The sequence below is a fragment of the Microbacterium sp. 16-032 genome (genome assembly GCF_041079455.1).
Taxonomy (GTDB): Bacteria; Actinomycetota; Actinomycetes; order Actinomycetales; family Microbacteriaceae; genus Microbacterium; species Microbacterium testaceum_A.
In genome coordinates this window covers 536,931-554,778 of record NZ_JBFYGQ010000001.1, presented here as the reverse complement: position 1 = coordinate 554,778, position 17,848 = coordinate 536,931, and the positions used below count along the sequence as shown (strand labels likewise).

Sequence of the window (17,848 nt, the reverse complement as noted above, 5' to 3'; positions counted from 1 at the left end):
TCCAACCTGTATTCCTTTGTCGGTCAGTCTGGAGCGAATCGGCCGTGTCACTTCATCACAATGCGCCTGGCGCCGTCACGGATGCTGACGTTGCGTCCGCGAAAACAAACGACGATCTCATCGCCATCATTGGCTTTTCCTGCCGGTTCCCCGGAGCTAACACACTGGACGAGTACTGGCGCAATCTCACCGGCGGAGTGGAGTCTCTGACGGCGCTCTTGCCGACGGATCTCGACGCCGCTGGCGTCGCTGCCGCTGACCGGGATCACCCTGACTTCGTGCCCGTGGCACCCCTGATCGAAGGAGCGGACGAGTTCGACGCGGCGTTCTTCGGGTTCACACCGCGCGAGGCCGAGATCCGCGATCCGCAGGGCCGGCTTTTCCTGGAGCACTGCTACTCCGCGATCGAGGACGCGGGGCACGACCCCACCTCGGTGCCGGGACACGTGGGGGTCTTCGGCGGAATGGCGAACAACTACTACGGTCAGGACCAGGTGGCGAAGAACGCCAGGGTCCGCGACGCGGTCGGACAGATGGCCATCGAGGTGAGCAACAGCCCGGACTATCTCTGCTCAGCCGTCTCGTATCGACTGGGTCTGCATGGGCCGAGCATCACCGTGCAGACCGCGTGCTCGAGCGCGCTCGTCGCAATCCATCTCGCCTGCCAGTCGCTGCGTGCGGGCGAATGCGACTTCGCCCTCGCGGGCGGCGTCGAGGTCGAACTGCCCTACGGCGCCGGCTATACGTGGTCAGAGGGCGGAATCTATTCGAAAGACGGGCACATCCGCCCGTTCTCGGAGGACGCGAGCGGCACGATCTTCGGCACGGGCGTGGGCGTGGCGTTGCTTCGACGGCTGAGCGACGCGATCGCCGATGGCGATCCCATTCACGCGGTGATCCGCGGCTCAGCCGTCAACAACGACGGACAGGACCGCGCAGGCTTCACCGCTCCGGGCGTGTCCGGGCAGGCGATGCTGATACGGGAGGCGCTGGCGGACGCGGAGCTCGATCCGTCGGACGTCGGGTACGTTGAGGCGCACGCCACCGGGACCCTGGTCGGCGACCCGATCGAGGTAGAGGGTCTGCGACGCGCCTTCCAGTCGGCGGGCGACACGCGACGTGGCGAGGTGCCGCTCGGCTCCGTCAAGGGCAACATCGGCCACCTCGGCCCGGCTGCCGGCATGGCGGGGCTGGCGAAGGTCTGTCTCGCGCTCAAGAACGGGGTCATTCCGCCGACGATCAACGTCGGTGACGTCAATCGGCGGCTCAACCTCGACGACAGCCCCTTTTACGTCGCGACAGAGGCCGTCGAGTGGGCTGTCGGTAAGCGGCGCGCGGGCGTCAGCTCGTTCGGAATCGGCGGGACCAACGCGCACATCATCGTCGAGGAGGCTCCGTCACCCCTCCCGTCGCCGCCGACGGGGGGGCCGGTCGTCCTGCCGCTGTCGGCGCGCACGCCGACAGCGCTCGCTGCGGCGCGCGAGCGCCTGGCCGCGCATCTTGAAGCAAGACCGGAGACGGACCTGTCGTCCGTGGCGTGGACGCTGCAGTCCGGCCGGGCCCGCTTCGACCACCGCAGCGCCGTTGTTGCGACCGACACGGCGCACGCCGTCGAGATGCTGCGGGCGGCGGCTGGCAGTGCGGCCGTCGGTGCGCGCAGCAGCGAGGACATCGTCCTCCTCCTCCCAGGGCAGGGCACGCAGTTCCCCGCGATGGCCTCTTCGCTGTGGTCGGAGCCGGCGTTCCGCGCCGCAGCGCAGCCGATTCTCGATCTGGTGCGGCAGCAGATCGGAGTCGACCTGGAACCGCTTTTGCGATCCGAGTCCGGTGACGCCGCCCTCCTCGCCCAGACGTGGGTCACTCAGCCGCTCCTGTTCGCCGTCGAGGTGGCGACCGCGCGCACCCTGGAGTCATGGGGACTCCATATCGCGGCGATGGCCGGCCATTCGATCGGCGAGCTCACCGCCGCCTACCTGAGCGGCGTGCTGTCGTTGGAGGACGCGGTCGTCCTCGTGTGCGCACGCGGCAGGCTGATGCACAGCTGCCCGCAGGGGGCGATGGCCGCCGTCGCGGCGAACTGGAGCGACGTCGCTCATCGGCTCGACGAGCGCATCGACCTCGCCGCGGTGAACGCGCCGGGGTCGATCACCATCGCGGGCACCGTAGACGACATCGCCGAGTCCGAGCGCATCCTCACTGAGGCGGGCGTGCCCGTTCAGCGGCTCCGCACGTCACACGCCTTCCATTCCGCGCTCATGCTGCCGGCGCTCTCCGAGTTCGAGCGGATCGCCTCGGCAATGACGTGGTCGACGCCCCGGATCCCCTTCGTTTCTGGAGTCACCGGCGACTGGATCACGGACGCGCAGGCGACAGACCCCGGATACTGGGCGGATCAGATCCGGCGGCCGGTGCAGTTCCAGCGCGGAGCGGCGACCGTCGCGCGCGAGTACGACCTCGCGTGGGTGGAAGCCGGTCCCGGACGCGTGCTGAGCAGCTTCGTCACCGCGTCGTCCCCGGCCACCCGGTCTGCCACGACACTGGCGGCCGATCGGCGCACGGGCGCTGTGCCCTCCCCGGCCGAGGTGCGGGCGGCGCTGTGGCAGGCCGGGGCCGAGCTGTCGTGGGAGCGCACGTGGGATCGTCCTCCCCGACGGGTCAGCCTCCCGCCCTACCCGTTCGAGCGCCGCCGCTACTGGGTCGACGCGGACCCGACGGAGAGTCCGGTGGAGCCGGCCGACGCGCCGCGTACGCTCGACGACGGCGCGCTCGGCATGCCCTCCTGGCGTCAGACGACGCCCACGATCGGTGCGCAGCCCGCGCCGGGACGATGGCTGGTGCTGTGCGGCGCCGGCGGCTTCGGGCGAGCGGTGGCGGCCGGACTCACGCGATCCGGCGCCGACGTCATCCTGCTCGGCTCTGGCCCGTGGAACATCGAAGGGACATCTTGGACCGCTGATCTCGGCAGCCGCTCAGAGCTCGCGGCCGCGATCCACGCGTTCCACGGCGGCACCGACGGTCGGTTCAATGTCGTCGATGCCCGTGTGCCGGACGCACCCTCGCCGTTCGACGATGTCGACCGCATTGCGGGGCAGGCGCGCGCCCGGTTCCATGAGCTGCTCGTGCTCGGACAGACGCTCGCGGCCGTCGGCGATCTGAACTGCACGGTCAGTGTCGCGACCGCCAACAGGGAGGGGCTTGGCGGCAACGCCTTCGACCCCGCCGAGGCCATCGTGTCTGGGCCGGTCCTGCTCATGGGGCGCGAGATCGCGGGGGTCGCCGCGCGATCGATCGACGTCGACCTGCGCGGACGCGGCGAGGACGTCGCAGCCTCCGATTTCGTGACCGAACTCGGACGCCCGGACCCGGCGGCCCGCGTCGCCCTCCGCGCCGACGGCCGCTACACGCTCGAGTACTCGGATCTCGGCCTACCCGAGCCCGAGCGGCTGCCGGTCCGGGAAGGCGCGACGTACATCGTCACCGGCGGGCTGGGAGGTCTCGGGCTGGAGGCGGCTCGTGTCCTGGCCGAGGCGGCTCCCGCACGTCTGGTGCTGCTCGGTCGAAGGGGCCTACCGGACCGGAGGGACTGGCATCTGATTCGGGAATCCGACGACCGGCGGACGGCGAGCAGGATCCAGCAGATCGAGGACCTCGAGGCGCTGGGAGCTAGCGTCACGGTGCGCAGCGTCGACGTGAGCCTGGCGGAGGACGTCGAACGACTTTCGCGCGAACTGGCCGCTGATGGCCATCGCGTGGCGGGCGTCGTGCACTGCGCCGGCGTGGCGGGCGGCGGGATGCTCGCCATGCGAACGCCGCAGGAGGCCGACGCCGTACTCGCCCCGAAGCTGGCGGGCACGACGAACCTTTACCGCGCGTTCGGCTCAGAACTCGACTTCTTCTTGCTGTACTCCTCGATCACGGCCGTGACCGGCACTTTCGGCATGGTGGACTACTGCGCCGCCAACAATTTCGTCGATGCCTTTGCGCAGTGGGCGAGCGAGCGCGGCACGCGCTCGATCTCGATCGGCTGGGGCGGGTGGACCGGGGTCGGGATGGTGGAGGACCTCAACGCCGCCGCGCCGGCGGCGTTCCGAGCGCTGCAGGACGGTGCCGATGTGTCGTCCGCCGACCACCCCCTTCTCGACCGCCGACTCGCGGGCACGGCCGCCGAGGTCGCCTTCGAGCGCGACCTGTGGCCTGGCCGACACTGGACCAGCTCCGAGCACGTCATCGGCGGCGACGAGGCGGTTGTCGGCGCCGCGCTGATCGAGATGGTGCGCGCCGCTTATGCCGAGACCGTCGGCGGACAACCCGAGATCACCGACGTCGTGCACCTCCAGGCCGCCCCGGTCATCAGCCCGGTCGTCCTGCGAGTGCGTCTGCGACAGGTGGATAAGGGGCAGGAATGGGATGCCTCTGTCGAGATCTCGTCGACGACGACAGCGACGCGCGAGTGGACGCCGCTGCTGGTTGCGGTGCTGCGCCCCACGAGCGTGGTCGCGCCGCGGTCCATCGATCTCGGCGCCCTCGCCGCCTCACTGCCGGGCGAACTCACGCGTGAGGAGCTGGATCGGCCTTCCGCATACCTGTCATTGGGCAGCAGGTGGCGGATCGCCAGCACCCGTCACGACGAGATGACAGACCTGGTCGAGACCCGCCTGCCGGATTACGCGCTGGCTGAGCTGTGCCCCTCGCCGGACCCAGACGCCCCGGCCAACCGCAGCGCCCTGCTGCTGCATCCCGCGATCCTGGATGTGGCGGTCGCGGAGGGCCAGCACAACCCGATGATCCAGGGCCGGGACGAGACCTACCTGCCGATGAGCTACGAGCTGATCCGCTGGCGCGCCCCGCTCACCGGCCACGTCTTCTCCCACATCCGGCACCGTGACGACCGGTCGTCCGACGTCACGGTTGTCGATGCGGATCTCTATGACGCGAGCGGCGAACTCCTCTGCGAGGTTCGCGGCTTCGCGATGCGGCGCATCGACCGGGGCCGGTTCACTGAGGGCATGCGCGACGCCCTGACGACGGCCGCCGTGCCGGCGACGTCCCATACGGATCGCAGCAACATCACGGTGGAGGTCGGCAAGAGCGCACTGCGGAGGATCCTCGCGGGCTATCCGCTGTCGCACATCGTCGTCACCCCGGAGGGGGTCAACCACGCCATCCGGGCCGAGGCCGGCTTCGACGTCGAGTTGGTCGAGGAGCGCCTGAGCGAGGTTCATCTCGGCGCGGACCGCACCGCCGATGCCGACGCGAGCTCCGCGGACTTCCGGATGCCGTCGAGTCACGTCGAAGTAGAACTGGCCCGAATCTGGTCGAGCGTGCTCGGAGTGGATCGGATCGGCCTCGACGACAACTTCTTCGATCTCGGCGGTAACTCGCTCGTCGCCGTTCAGGTCGCGTCGCGCATCCGCACGCTCATCGGCCGATCGATCGGGATCACCACGCTGTTCGACAATCAGACCCTGGGAACGCTGGCCGAGTCGCTGGAGTCGGTCGTAGACAGGAACCCGTCGTGAGTTCGGCGGCACCTCCCGCGCCGCGGGCGACGCTGCTGTGCCTTCCGCCGGCCGGCACGGGACGCCTCGCGTTCGCGGACTGGCCGGAGCGGATCGGTGACTACGCCGTCGAGCCGGTGCTCTATCCCGGACGGGACTCACGGGTGTCGGAACCGCTGGCCACATCCGTCGCCGACCTCGTCGGGGATGTCCTCCGCACACACGGCGCAGCGATCGCCGGGGGAAGATTCGCTCTGCTCGGCCGCAGCGTAGGTGCAGCCCTCGCGATGCACGTCGTCGATGCGTTGATCCGCGAGGAACTTCCGTTGCCGCGGCACGTCGTACTTGTGGCTGCGCGTCCCCCGCAACGTCCCGATCCGGAAAGCCCTCTCTTCCGCCTGTCCGACCGCCGCCTCAGGGAGCGCATCGCAGATTGGGGAGGTATGTCCGCGGACGAACTGGCTGACGACGAGTTGATGTCGTGGACGCTTCGCCTGGTCAGGGCGGATCTCGCGGTCGCGGAGACGGCACTCTCACGCGCTGGAACCATCCCCGTCCCACTCACGGTGGTCGGCGCCAAGGATGACAGGTCAGTCCCGGTGGACGTGCTTTCCGAATGGGAGTCGGCGACGACCGCTCAGTTCGCCTGGCATGTTCTGCCCGGAGGGCATTTTCCGGACGCAGTCCAGCACGACCTGCTCGTCAACCTCGTCGCGGACACACTGAGAGAATCAGAATCGAAGGTAATGGACGGATGACTCAAGACGTGACAGAGACCACGCAGGGGCCTGTGATCGACGTCAAAGACGCGGTGAAGGCCTACCCCACCCGCGGCCGTCGCGACAGTCCCCCGGCTGTCGGGGGCGTCACCATGCAGGTCGCGGGCGGCGAGATCGTCGCGCTCCTCGGACGCAACGGCGCAGGCAAGTCGACGCTCGTGAAGATGATGTGCACGCTGGTGACTCCCACGTCGGGCAGCATCTCGATCGCCGGGCACGATGTCGTCCGCGATGACGACGCGGCACGGCGCCAACTCGGCGTCGTCCTGGGTGGCGAACGCAGCCTGTACTGGAAGTTGACGGGCCGGCAGAATCTGCGGTTCTTCGCCTCTCTGCGTGGCCTCAGGGGCCGCGCGGCACGCGCGGCCGTCACCGAGGCTCTTGAGCGCGTCGACCTCGCCGACCGCGCCGACGACTACGCGGAGAACTACTCCACCGGTATGCGTCAGCGCCTCATCATCGCGCGAGCGCTGCTGGGCAATCCGCGCGCCATCATCATGGACGAGCCCACCTCCGGGTTGGATCCGCACGCCACCGCATCGCTGCAGGACCTGATCACGAGCCTCCGCGGAGCTGGGCACGGGATCCTCATCACAACGCATCACATCGAGGAGGCCGAGGCCGTCGCCGACCGGGTCGCGATCATCGACCAGGGCCGGCTCATCGCTGAGGATCGCCCCGCGGCTCTGGTCGAGGGGCTCGGCGCCACGCGGACGTTCAGCTGCACGATCGAGGCTTCACGGCTCGAGGGTCAGCTGCAGGAGTTGATCACGGAGCTCGACACCCCCGTCGAGGTGATCGCACGTCGCACGAGCGACGACGGGCTTCACCATCTGACGCTGGGAGGCCGATTCACGGAGTCGTTCTCAGCTCGCTTCATCACCCGTGCGATCGAGCGCGACTGGCAGGTGCACAGCCTGCGCGCGGAGCCCGTTTCCCTACGCCACGTGTTCTTGAGCTTGACGGGACGCGACATCGAGCACGAGGACGGTGATGAAGGTGACGATGACGACGATGACTGACCAACTCACGGCCGCCAGGGCGATCATCATCCGCGACCTGCTGCAGATGTGGCGCTACCGCGCCAGCTACATCATGGTGATGCTGACGGCCGTCATCCTGCCGCAGATGTACTACCTGCAGGCGCTCGGGTTCTCGGGCCAGTCCCCGCAGGCGCAGGAATCCTTCGCCCAGCTCAGTGGCACGAGCCAGGTCGGCGGGTTCATCTACCTGGGATGGGCCGTGCTGATGTGGGTGTCGGTCATCCTCTACGGTCCCGCCTCCGCGCTGTCGGCCGAGCGGTCGCGCGGCACGCTCGAGTTCATCCTGCTCAGTCCCATCTCCCGCCTCACGATGCTGCTCGCCAGCAGCGTCGCACCGATGGTGCCAACGGTGCTGATGTTCGGTGTCGTCGCCTTCTTCATGCGGTCGACCATGCAGGTCGAGCTCGGAGGCGGCGACCTCGTCACGCTCGCGCTCGTCGTCCTGATCTCGACGCCCGCCCTGCTCGCGATCGGCAGCATGTTCAGTTCCCTGACGGTGCTGACGAGGGACTCCGGCGGGCTGATCGCGATCGCCCAGGGCGTCGTCTCGATCCTGTGCGGCGTGACCTACCCGATCGCCGTGTTGCCGGAGGCGCTGCAATACATCAGCCAGGCGCTGCCACCGACCCAGACGATCCTCCTGCTTCGCGAGGGGATTCTCGGAGCAGATCCCACGGGCCCCGTCGGGTGGCGGGTCGCATACCTGCTGCTCGTCGCCGTTGTGCTCATTGTGCTGTCGGATGTGAATCTCAAGCTCGTCCTCGCCCGCGCCCGCGTCACCGGCAGGCTGGGGCAGTTTTGAGTGTCATCGCGGTCGTCGGACGCCACCTTCGGACGGCGGCACGCTATCCCCTCGGCATGACGAATCTGCTCGTCTTCACTCCCCTCTCGCAGATGGTGCTGCCCGCGCTGCTGCTGGGAGCGGCCTTCCTCGTCGACGGGTCCGCGGTCGGACTTCAGGAGCACACCGGAACATCCGATCTGCTCGGGTGGCTGGCGCTCGGCATGGTCGTCTCCTCCGCATTGGTCGGTGTGGTGTGGACGATGACCGGCGACATCAGCGGCGGGCGCGAGACCGGCACGCTGGAGTTCATGTGGGCCAGCCCGGCGTCGCCCCGACTCCTGGCGCTGGGGGCCGGGCTCACCGGCTTCCTGCTGACGTTCGCCGCATCGCTCATCATCATCGGCGGTGCCGTCGCGTTCGGCGCGCGATACTCGCTCGCAGAGATCCTTTGGGTGGTGCCGATCCTGTTCACCCTCCTAGCTGCGACCCTGGGCTACGGTTTCGCCCTATCCGGTCTTTTGTTGATCTTCCGCGAGGGCGAGTCGATCCTGGATTCATTCGGGTCCGTCGTCGCCGTCTTCTCGGGTGTGGCGTTCCCCGTGACCGTGCTCCCCGGCGCGCTGCTCGGCTTCTCCCAGGCGCTGCCCACGACGTGGATCCTCGACCTGCTCCGTCACGTGCTGCTCGGCGGGACGCTCATGCAGCCGTGGGGAATGACCTGGCTGATCGCGATCGGCGAATCCCTGCTCACGCTCGTCGTCGGTGTGGTGATCTTCGGTGCATGCGCGCGGCGGGTCCGCCGTCGCGGAACGGTGGGACAGTACTGATGACCGACACGACCCACATTCTGCTGCTGGGCGACGACACCCCGATGAGGCCCATGCTGTGGAACGCTGGCGCCGAGACCAGCCTCATTTGCGACACGGAGGCCGCCAGAACCCACCGGTCGCTCAGCGAACACCAGAGCGTCATGATCGTCGGCCGCATCGATGTGCAGGAGGCCGTAGAAGTCGCGATGGCGTTGCATCGGTCTCGGCCAGTGAGCCGGGCGGTCGGGGTGGACGACACGACGATGGTGGCCGCCGCGGCGATCAACGAGGCCCTGTCCGTCCCGAACGTGAACTCCGTCGCGACCGCGGCGGCCGCGCTCGACAAGCCGGTCTATCGCCGTCGGTTGGTCGACGCGGGATTCGACAGCATCCGTGGCACGGAGGCCGCCACCGCCGACGACGTGATCGCCTTCGGTGACGCCGTCGGCTGGCCCATCGTGGTGAAGCCGGCGATCGGTTCGGGCAGCACGGGCGCGTCGGTCGGCGTCACACGGGAGGGCGCGCGCGGCGCGTGGGCGCGCGCACACCGACGGTCGAGAGAGACCCCGTCAGGCAGAGTGGCAGTGGAGCAGCAGGCCTACGGCAGGGTGCTGACGGTCGATACGCACAGCCACCGCGGCATTCATCGGCTCGTGATGGTGGGGTTCGAGCTCGTGGCGCTGGAGCGTCCCGTCGTGGTGATGACCGGGGCGCCGGCGCCGATCCCTGCGGATGACTGGGAAAAAGCGGTCGAGGCGACTTTCGGTGCGTTGAGCGCCCTGGGCGTCGTCGACGGGCCCGCCCACACGGAGCTGATCCTCATGGAGACCGGGCCGGTGCTCATCGAGACGCAGCTGCGGCTCGGCGGTGACTTCCCCCAGCTGACCCGTGCCGCGACGGGCCTCGATCCGTACCGGCTCTGCGTGGCTGGCTGGATCGGCGGGGATCCGCTGGAGCTCCTCGACGAGGCCGCCGTGGCGCCGCGGAACGGTCTGCCGAGCGTCATGCTCTGGGGCGGCCCTCATTGCCCCGGTGACTACCTGTCGCGCACCGGACTCCCGACGGAGGATTCGGAAGGCGTCGGGTGGGTGCGAGAGATCGGTCTGCCCCCACGTCGCAGCCGTCGCGTAGAAACCCTGGACGATCTTCCCGTCGGCGCGCTCGTCACGGCGCGCTCGCACCGGCAGGCTACGGCGAAAGCCCGCCGCGCGCTCGCCAGCGTGCGATTCCGGGTCGCTCCCGACACGGTGCTGCCCATCGCTCAAGAGGTCGTCGGATGAACGCCGCCGTGCTGGTCATCGGCAGGTTCGGACGCCATCCTTCCGTGCTCGCGTCGACGGCGGAGCAGGTGCCTCTCCTCCATCTCGTTCCGATGCCCCAGCTGACCGAGGGCTCGCTTCCAGATTGGCGGCACCGTGGCCTGATCGGCATGCACCGCGACGAGCCGCCGGAGCACTGGACCGCGATGGCGCGAGCGCTCCAAGCGGGCCGGACCGTCGGCCTGGTCTGGTGCATCGACGACCAGCACAGCGATATCGCTGCGCGCTGCGCTGAGGCACTCGGCGTCCCCGTCCTGGGCGTTGTCTCCTCCCCGGTCCCCACCGCCGGCCAGTCGGACATCCGCGTCCGTGTCGTACGCAGCGGAGCGACGTTGACGATCCTCTCCGTCACCCGCCTCGTCAGGGATCCGGGCACAGCGCACGTTCTGGCGGAGATCGAACGGGGGGATGACCCCGCAGGGCGGGAAGCGAGGGCACTGCGCCGACTGCTCGAGGAGCACGTCCCCGAGCCCTTCCTCGGCTCGGTGGAGCTGCGCCTGGCGCCTGATTCGCCGGAGGTCCTGGCACTGATACCGTGGCGGGCCGGAGATGGCACACGGGAGTTGCTGCACGGTCGTGGGCGCGACCTGAACGACATCGTCCTGGCTGCGACCATCGGACGACCGCTGCGGCGAGACCTTTCCCCGCCCGACGATTACCGCGCCATCGCCGCGCTGGGGACCGAGGCCGCGGGCACGCTCATCGCGATAGAAGGGATCGAGGCCGCGAAGGCGGTGCCGGGCGTCCGCGAGGTGGTGCGCCTGTTCCAGGACGGCGATCGCGTCGGCGCGCTCTCCGCGACCGGCGACCATCTGATTCGGGTTTGCGCCGAGGCCGACGAGCCGGATGAGGCGTTCGCGGCCGCCCGTGAAGCTTTGAGCCTCATTCAGCCGATCGTTGACGTGCCGGCGGACTTCGCGGGCGCGCTCGAGCGGATGTGGTTCTGATGACCGAGCCGGAGCCCCACTTCCTTTTCCTGGGCGTCCACAGTCCGGTGATCGAGCGGATGTGGAAGGAGGGCCTCACCACGAGCGTGGTGTCGACGACCGACGGGCTTGGCCGCCATCCCAGCCCCGGCGATCACCGATGGGTGTTCGACCTCCCGGACGACCCGGGACGGGTCGTGGACATGATCACCGCGGCGCAACCCGCCGCGCGGTTCACAGCGGTGGTTGCCACGGACGATCCGAACATGGCGACGGCCGCGGCAATCCGAGACAGGCTCGGACTCGGTGGCGGGGACGACAGCCGCGTTGTGCGTCAGGTGCACGACAAGCGCGCGTACCGCGAATTGCTCGATGCGGCGAGGCTCCCCGTGCCCCGGCATCGTGAGGTGCGAACGGCCGCCGAGGCCGTAGCGTTCGGCGACGAGGTGGGCTGGCCCATCGTCGTGAAGCCCGTCAGCGGTTCGGGGAGCGGCGGGGTGACGGTCGACGTTCATGCCGAACGGGCGACGGGAGCGTTCGAGTGGGCGGCACAGACCACCCCCGACAGCCCAACGGGTCGGGTACTCGTGGAGGAGCAGGTCGTCGGCGATCTGCTGACGGTCGACACGCTATCCCACCGCGGCCGTCACCACCTCCTGATGATCGGGTTCGAGCTCGTCGCCCAGAACCGCCCGATCATCATGTGCACCGGCATGCCGGCTCCCCTCCCGAAGGCGGCCTGGGACGAGGTGGGGCGGGTCGTCCTGACGGCGCTGGACGCTCTCGGGGTGTCGACAGGTCCCGTTCACACGGAGGTCCTGATGACGGCGTCCGGACCGGTCCTGCTCGAGTCGCAGCTCCGGCTCGGCGGCGAACTACCGGAGTTGACGCAGGGCTCGGTGGGGATCGACACCTACCAGCTGTGGGCGGACGTCCTGCTGGGGCGCGACCCACTCGAACGCGTCGATCTGACAGGGCACGGACCCGAGGACGGCACGCCCACCGTCGTCCTCTACCCCGCACCCCACCGATACGGAAGGCTTGTCGGCGTGCAGGGGCTCGACCTCGCCCGAGGCTCGAACGACGTGACCCACGTGCAGCTGAACAACACGGTGCGGATGGACACGCGGCCGGTGTCCGACAACGATGACCGGGTCATGGCCGTCTTCGCCCAGGGCACGACGGCGCGGCGCGCGATCCGTTCGGGGCTGCGGGCGATCGCTCAGACCCGGATCAGGATCGCGCCGGACCCCGTCCTCCCGCCCGGGGCCGCGCGACCGTAGGCATGACCAACTCCGGGCGACCGGTCATGAGAGCAGCCGCTGGTAGAAGGCGAGCTCCTCGGTGAACGAGCGGTGCAGAGTGCGCGGGTCTCGAAAGCCGTGGGCTTCGCCGTCGAAGACGACCAGCTCGCACGGCACGCGGCGTTCCCCGAGGGACTCGGCGAGCCGGCGGGCCTGGTCGATGGGCACGACGCGGTCTTCGCTGCCGTGCAGGATGAGGACGGGGCAGCGGATGGCACCGAGACCCGTTGAGCCCAGGGGCGACGCCGAGGCGTTCTCGAGCCGGTCTCCGACCAGTCGCCGGATGTATCGGGACTCGAGCTTGTGCGTGTCCCTGGCCATGGACGCCACGTCCGTGACCCCGTAGATGCTCACGACGCCGGCGAAGGTCTCGCTGCTTGCGGCGGCGCGCAGGGCCGTGAAGCCGCCCGCACTCGCGCCTCGGATCATCACGGCGTCGGGATCGGCCAGCCCGGCCGCCCCCACCTCCTGAGCCCCTCTCACGCAGTCGGACACGTCGAGCTCGCCCCACCGAGCGTCGAGCCGGCCGCGGTACTCACGGCCGAAGCCGGTGCTTCCCGAGTAGTTCACGTCGAGCAGCGCGAAGCCCCGGTTCGTCCATATCTGACGATCGAGAGCGAAGCTGCTGTGCGCCATGCTCGTCGGACCGCCGTGGATCAGGACGATCAGCGGCGGGCGATCGCCCTGCGGCCCGCAGTGCGTGGCGCTCGCGGGTGGGTAGTACCAGCCGTGGACGGGCCCGGCATCGCCATTCCAGGTCATCGGGCGCGGTCGGGAGATCGCCTCCGGCGGAAGGACCGCCTCGACGGTGCGGCTGACCCGCCGCCATGCCGGCTCGCTCGTCACGCCGGGGCCCGTTGCTCCGACAAGGACGCCGCCCGGCTCGTCGACGAAGGCCGCCTCGACAGCCACCCAGTCCGGGCCCGCGGCGATCCGTCCGACCTGGGCGCATTCGCGCCATGCCACCCGCCGGCCGTCGGGCATGAGCGTTCCGAGCACGTGCGACCCGTCCGCGTACCAGGCGCACACGATGCTGCCGTCGGCGCGAGGCGCGAACGGCTGGCCGCCGAGTGCCCAGGGCGCGCCGATGAGATCCGCATCCATCGGCGCGAGGGCCAGCACGCGCGACCCGTCCCAGCGATAGAGGTTCCAGAAGCCCGATCGATCCGAGCAGAACAGGAGCGTCCAGGCGCCGTCGCCGTCCCGCGCCCACGTCGGGTGCAGGGCGGACTCGTCGTCCCGGCCCGCTACCAGCGTGGCGGCTCCCTCCGGGTCGCCGATCGGGCCGGTCAGGATCCTCGTCCGTGACCAGGCCATCTCCGGGTGGTCCCATTCGACCCAGCACAACTCGCCGGTGTCGCAGAGGCGTGGGGCGGCATAGAAATCGCGGCCGGAGAGGACCGTGTGCGCGTCGTCGATCACGATCGGCCCTGGCTCGTCGAGCGGGAGCCGAATGACCGCGTGCTCGGGATCGCTCTCCTCGTCCCGCCACCGCTCTCGGACCGCCACGATGCTGCGGTGCGACGCGCTCACCGACAGGTCGCCGACGCGGATGCCCGGCGGCATCGTGGCGAGCGTCCGGGTGATCCCGTCCTCCCGAACCTTCACGGACTGCGAGCGGTGGTCGACGTACGCGAAGATCCCGCTATCGACGTTCCATGCGCCGCCGCCGTATTCGTACACGGTGCTGCGCACGTCCTCGTCGGGCCCGGTCAGCTCAGTGGGCGTCCCGTCATGCAACGTCCACACGCCGCACCTGCCGCCCTGGTCGAACCGCACCTCTGCCCAGTACGGCCGATGTCCGTCGGAGCGCGGCCCGTCGACGATCGACGTGTTATCGAGCACCGTCGAGACCGAAATGTCCGACGGCCAGGTCCCGAATGGACGGCAGACTAAAGGAGCGGCCACTTCGCCATCGTAATGTCCCACGGGCACCATGCCTACGGCATCCCACCGCTCGTCATCGGGCTGTGATGCTGGCATTCACCGTGTGGACGCGCAATGATCCGGATGCTCCCGACCAGTGCAGCCGGTGCGAGATGTGCAGACCGATCGCAGCAGCTGGGTGCCACGCGTGCAGATGTGTGGAGCCTAGGAGATTCGAACTCCTGACATCCTGCTTGCAAAGCAGGCGCTCTACCAACTGAGCTAAGGCCCCGCGAGGGAAGGGGTGGGGCTACCAGGACTTGAACCTGGGACCTCTTCATTATCAGTGAAGCGCTCTAACCGCCTGAGCTATAGCCCCGTCTCGCTGACGTGATGTCAACCTCGAAGACTTTACCGGACTCGCGAGGTTTTGACGAATCGGCGTCAGTTCGAGGTGAACCCGACGAGAAGGCCACCGGTGACCTTCACCGCCAGGTTGTAGATACCCGCCATCACGGCGCCGAGCACGGTGACGATGACGAGGTTGAGGATGGCGACGATGGCGGCGAACGCCATCACCTGCGGCAGGCCCACGTACTGCGACAGGGTCGCCCCACCGTCGGTGAAGCTCGTGAAGAACTCATCGAGCTTCGTCAGCAGCGTCGCCGAGACGACGAGGTAGATGAGGAAGTACGACACGACGGTGACGATGGCCAGAGCGACCGCCGCCAGGAACGACAGCTTCACCGCCGACCAGAAGTCGATGTACACCAGGCGCAGGCGGACCTGCTTGGCGGGGGTCTTGTGAGTCGACTTCTTGGCGAGCTTGTCGGCTACCGTGCTCATGCGTCAGTACTTTCCTCGGGGGTCTCGGAAGAGGAGGCGTCGGCCTCATCCGCGGAAGAAGCGGTGGGCTCCGTGATCGTCTCCGTCGTCTCGGTCAGGTTCCGCTCTGCGTTGCGAGCGATGGCGATGATCCTGTCATCACCTCCGGCTCGTGCGAACACGACACCCATGGTGTCGCGCCCCTTGGCGGGGACCTCGGCCACGGCAGAGCGTACCACCTTGCCGCTGGCAAGAACCACGAGGACCTCGTCGCCCTCCGACACCATCATTCCGCCCGCGAGCACGCCGCGGTCGTCGGTCAGACGGGCCACCTTGATGCCCAGACCGCCGCGATTCTGCATCCGGTATTCAGTGACGGCGGTGCGCTTGGCATAGCCTCCCTCGGTCACGACGAACACGAACTCGTCGTCCTTGGCGACGGATGCCGAGAGCAGGCTGTCGCCCTCGCGGAAGTCCATGCCCTTCACGCCCGACGTCGACCGGCCCATGGGGCGCAACGCGCTGTCGGTGGCGGAGAAGCGCAGCGACTGCCCCAGGCGGCTGATCAGGAGGATGTCGTCGCCCTCGTCGACCAGCATCGCGCTGACCAGCTCGTCGGCACCGCCCTGCTCGGCGTCGTCGGTGTCGTCCGCGACCTGGCCGCGGAGCTTGATGGCGATGACGCCGCCCTGGCGGTTCGTGTCGTACTCGTCGAGACGGGTCTTCTTGACCAGACCGTTGCGGGTGGCGAGCACGAGGTACGTGGCGACGCTGTAGTCGCGGATGTCGAGGATCTGCGCGATCTCTTCGTCGGGCTGCAGCGCGAGCAGGTTCGCGACGTGCTGGCCCTTCGCATCGCGCCCGGCCTCGGGGACCTCGTACGCCTTGGAGCGGTACACGCGGCCCTTGTTCGTGAAGAACAGCAGCCAGTGGTGGGTCGTGGTGACGAAGAAGTGCTCGACCACGTCGTCGGCGCGCAGCTGCGCACCCTTCACGCCCTTGCCGCCGCGGTGCTGCGAGCGGTAGTTGTCGCTGCGCGTGCGCTTGATGTAGCCGTCGCGGGTGACGGTGACGACCATCTCTTCTTCGGCGATGAGGTCTTCGATCGAGACGTCGCCGTCGAACCCGTGCAGGATCTCGGTGCGACGGTCGTCGCCGAAGCGGTCGACGATCGCCGTGAGCTCGTCGCGGATGATGGTGCGCTGGCGGGAGGGAGTGGCGAGGATGTCGTTGTAGTCCGCGATGCGGGCTTCGAGCTCGGTCGCCTCGTCGACGATCTTCTGGCGCTCGAGGGCGGCAAGCCGACGCAGCTGCATGTCGAGGATCGCCTGCGCCTGGATGTCGTCGATGTCGAGGAGCTTCTGCAGCCCCTCGTTGGCGTCCTGAGCAGTCGGCGAGCGACGGATGAGCGCGATGACCTCGTCGAGCGCGTCGAGCGCCTTGAGGTAGCCGCGCAGGATGTGCATACGCTCTTCGGCCTTGCGCAGGCGGTAACGCGTGCGGCGGACGATGACCTCGACCTGGTGGTCGATCCACAGGCTGATGAAGCCGTCGAGCGAGAGCGTGCGCGGCACGCCGTCGACGATCGCCAGCATGTTGGCGCCGAAATTCTCCTGCAGCTGGGTGTGCTTGTAGAGGTTGTTCAGCACGACCTTCGCGACCGCATCGCGCTTGAGCACGACGACCAGGCGCTGACCGGTGCGACCCGAGCTCTCGTCGCGGATGTCGGCGACACCGGTGATCTTGCCCTCGCGGGCGAGGTCGCCGATCTTGACGGCGACGTTGTCCGGGTTGACCTGGTAGGGCAACTCGGTGATCACGAGGCACGTGCGGCCCTGGATCTCTTCGATGTTGACCACGGCGCGCATCGTGATCGAGCCGCGCCCGGTGCGGTACGCGTCCTTGATGCCACGGGTACCGAGGATCTGGGCGTGCGTGGGGAAGTCGGGGCCGGGGATGCGCTCCATGAGCGCCTCGAGCAGTTCCTCGCGCGTGGCATCCGGGTTCTCGAGGGCCCAGAGGGCACCGGCCGCGACCTCGCGCAGGTTGTGCGGCGGGATGTTCGTGGCCATACCGACGGCGATGCCGACCGAGCCGTTGACCAGCAGGTTCGGGAAGCGCGCAGGCAGGACCGTGGGCTCCTGCGTCTGGCCGTCGTAGTTGTCCTCGAAGTCGACGGTCTCTTCTTCGATGTCGCGCACCATCTCGAGCGCGAGGGGGGCCATCTTGGTCTCGGTGTAACGCGGGGCGGCCGCGCCCTGGTTGCCGGGTGAGCCGAAGTTGCCCTGGCCGAGCGCCAGCGGGTAGCGCAGCGACCACGGCTGCACGAGACGCACGAGGGCGTCGTAGATGGGGGCGTCACCGTGCGGGTGGTAGTGCCCCATGACCTCGCCGACGACGCGGGCGCACTTCGAGAACGACTTGTCGGGGCGGAAGCCGCCGTCGTACATGCCGTAGATCACACGGCGGTGCACGGGCTTGAGGCCGTCGCGGACGTCGGGCAGGGCGCGCCCGACGATGACGCTCATCGCGTAGTCGAGGTAGCTCCGCTGCATCTCGAGCTGCAGGTCGACCTGGTCGATCTTGCCGTGGTTGTGAGCGCCTTCTTCGCGCGCGTCGGCGGGCCCGGGAGTGGTGTCGTCAGCCATGTCTTCTCAGTTTCGTGAATACGTCGGAGCGAGATCTGTCGTGCGGA

General features: G+C 68.7%; 11 protein-coding genes and 2 tRNA genes. 8 read left to right on the top strand and 5 right to left on the bottom strand.

The genetic code is table 11. From position 1 onward, the window contains the following. Positions 1-44: 44 nt before the first annotated feature. From AB6V31_RS02515 to AB6V31_RS02480, 8 genes are read left to right on the top strand one after another with little or no spacing between them, the layout of a single operon-like run. Positions 45-5,519: an SDR family NAD(P)-dependent oxidoreductase gene (locus AB6V31_RS02515; RefSeq protein WP_369363831.1), complete on the top strand. Its 5,475-nt coding sequence runs from the start codon at positions 45-47 to the stop codon at positions 5,517-5,519. Next, on the top strand, positions 5,516-6,256 hold the full coding sequence (locus tag AB6V31_RS02510; protein ID WP_369363829.1) for a thioesterase II family protein: 741 nt from the start codon (positions 5,516-5,518) through the stop codon (positions 6,254-6,256). The genes AB6V31_RS02515 and AB6V31_RS02510 overlap by 4 nt, the downstream gene beginning before the upstream one ends. Positions 6,257-6,264: 8 nt before the next feature. Beyond that, the gene (locus tag AB6V31_RS02505) at positions 6,265-7,299 is read left to right on the top strand and encodes an ABC transporter ATP-binding protein (protein ID WP_369363827.1); all 1,035 of its coding nucleotides are present in this window, start codon (positions 6,265-6,267) and stop codon (positions 7,297-7,299) included. After that, entirely contained in the window at positions 7,292-8,122 is an 831-nt protein-coding gene (locus tag AB6V31_RS02500; RefSeq protein WP_369363826.1) for an ABC transporter permease, read from the top strand. The genes AB6V31_RS02505 and AB6V31_RS02500 overlap by 8 nt, the downstream gene beginning before the upstream one ends. A 56-nt stretch (positions 8,123-8,178) precedes the next feature. After that, the gene (locus AB6V31_RS02495) at positions 8,179-8,931 is read left to right on the top strand and encodes an ABC transporter permease (RefSeq protein WP_369363825.1); all 753 of its coding nucleotides are present in this window, start codon (positions 8,179-8,181) and stop codon (positions 8,929-8,931) included. Continuing rightward, positions 8,931-10,193 (top strand): acetyl-CoA carboxylase biotin carboxylase subunit family protein, encoded by a 1,263-nt coding sequence (locus tag AB6V31_RS02490; protein WP_369363824.1) that lies wholly within the window; start codon positions 8,931-8,933, stop codon positions 10,191-10,193. The genes AB6V31_RS02495 and AB6V31_RS02490 overlap by 1 nt, the downstream gene beginning before the upstream one ends. Beyond that, positions 10,190-11,179 carry a hypothetical protein gene (locus AB6V31_RS02485; protein WP_369363823.1) on the top strand — a complete coding sequence of 330 codons (990 nt, stop codon included), beginning with the start codon at positions 10,190-10,192 and terminating at the stop codon, positions 11,177-11,179. The genes AB6V31_RS02490 and AB6V31_RS02485 overlap by 4 nt, the downstream gene beginning before the upstream one ends. Further along, complete coding sequence (locus tag AB6V31_RS02480) at positions 11,179-12,441, top strand: ATP-grasp domain-containing protein (RefSeq protein WP_369363822.1); 1,263 nt, start codon at positions 11,179-11,181, stop codon at positions 12,439-12,441. Before AB6V31_RS02485 ends, AB6V31_RS02480 begins: the two co-directional genes overlap by 1 nt. 24 nt (positions 12,442-12,465) lie before the next feature. Here AB6V31_RS02480 and AB6V31_RS02475 read toward each other — a convergent pair whose 3' ends face one another. From AB6V31_RS02475 to gyrA, 5 genes are all read right to left on the bottom strand, one after another. Further along, positions 12,466-14,307: a prolyl oligopeptidase family serine peptidase gene (locus AB6V31_RS02475; RefSeq protein WP_369363821.1), complete on the bottom strand. Its 1,842-nt coding sequence runs from the start codon at positions 14,305-14,307 to the stop codon at positions 12,466-12,468. Between the two features lie 240 nt (positions 14,308-14,547). Then, positions 14,548-14,620: transfer RNA gene (locus AB6V31_RS02470), tRNA-Ala, on the bottom strand. Between the two features lie 13 nt (positions 14,621-14,633). Continuing rightward, positions 14,634-14,707: transfer RNA gene (locus AB6V31_RS02465), tRNA-Ile, on the bottom strand. 65 nt (positions 14,708-14,772) lie between these two features. Further along, positions 14,773-15,174, bottom strand: coding sequence for a DUF3566 domain-containing protein (locus AB6V31_RS02460; RefSeq protein ID WP_056225075.1), 402 nt, complete (start codon positions 15,172-15,174; stop codon positions 14,773-14,775). Continuing rightward, entirely contained in the window at positions 15,171-17,801 is a 2,631-nt protein-coding gene (gene gyrA / locus AB6V31_RS02455) for a DNA gyrase subunit A (protein WP_056225072.1), read from the bottom strand. Before gyrA ends, AB6V31_RS02460 begins: the two co-directional genes overlap by 4 nt. Between the last annotated feature and the right edge of the window lie 47 nt (positions 17,802-17,848).

What these genes read in the sequence shown, in the direction of transcription:
- AB6V31_RS02500 (WP_369363826.1), top strand. Translation starts at nt 7,292, where the DNA reads ATGACTGACCAACTCACGGCCGCCAGGGCGATCATCATCCGCGACCTG.
- AB6V31_RS02495 (WP_369363825.1), top strand. Translation starts at nt 8,179, where the DNA reads ATGACGAATCTGCTCGTCTTCACTCCCCTCTCGCAGATGGTGCTGCCC.
- AB6V31_RS02490 (WP_369363824.1), top strand. Translation starts at nt 8,931, where the DNA reads ATGACCGACACGACCCACATTCTGCTGCTGGGCGACGACACCCCGATG.
- AB6V31_RS02485 (WP_369363823.1), top strand. Translation starts at nt 10,190, where the DNA reads ATGAACGCCGCCGTGCTGGTCATCGGCAGGTTCGGACGCCATCCTTCC.
- AB6V31_RS02480 (WP_369363822.1), top strand. Translation starts at nt 11,179, where the DNA reads ATGACCGAGCCGGAGCCCCACTTCCTTTTCCTGGGCGTCCACAGTCCG.
- AB6V31_RS02460 (WP_056225075.1), bottom strand. Translation starts at nt 15,174, where the DNA reads ATGAGCACGGTAGCCGACAAGCTCGCCAAGAAGTCGACTCACAAGACC.
- gyrA (WP_056225072.1), bottom strand. Translation starts at nt 17,801, where the DNA reads ATGGCTGACGACACCACTCCCGGGCCCGCCGACGCGCGCGAAGAAGGC.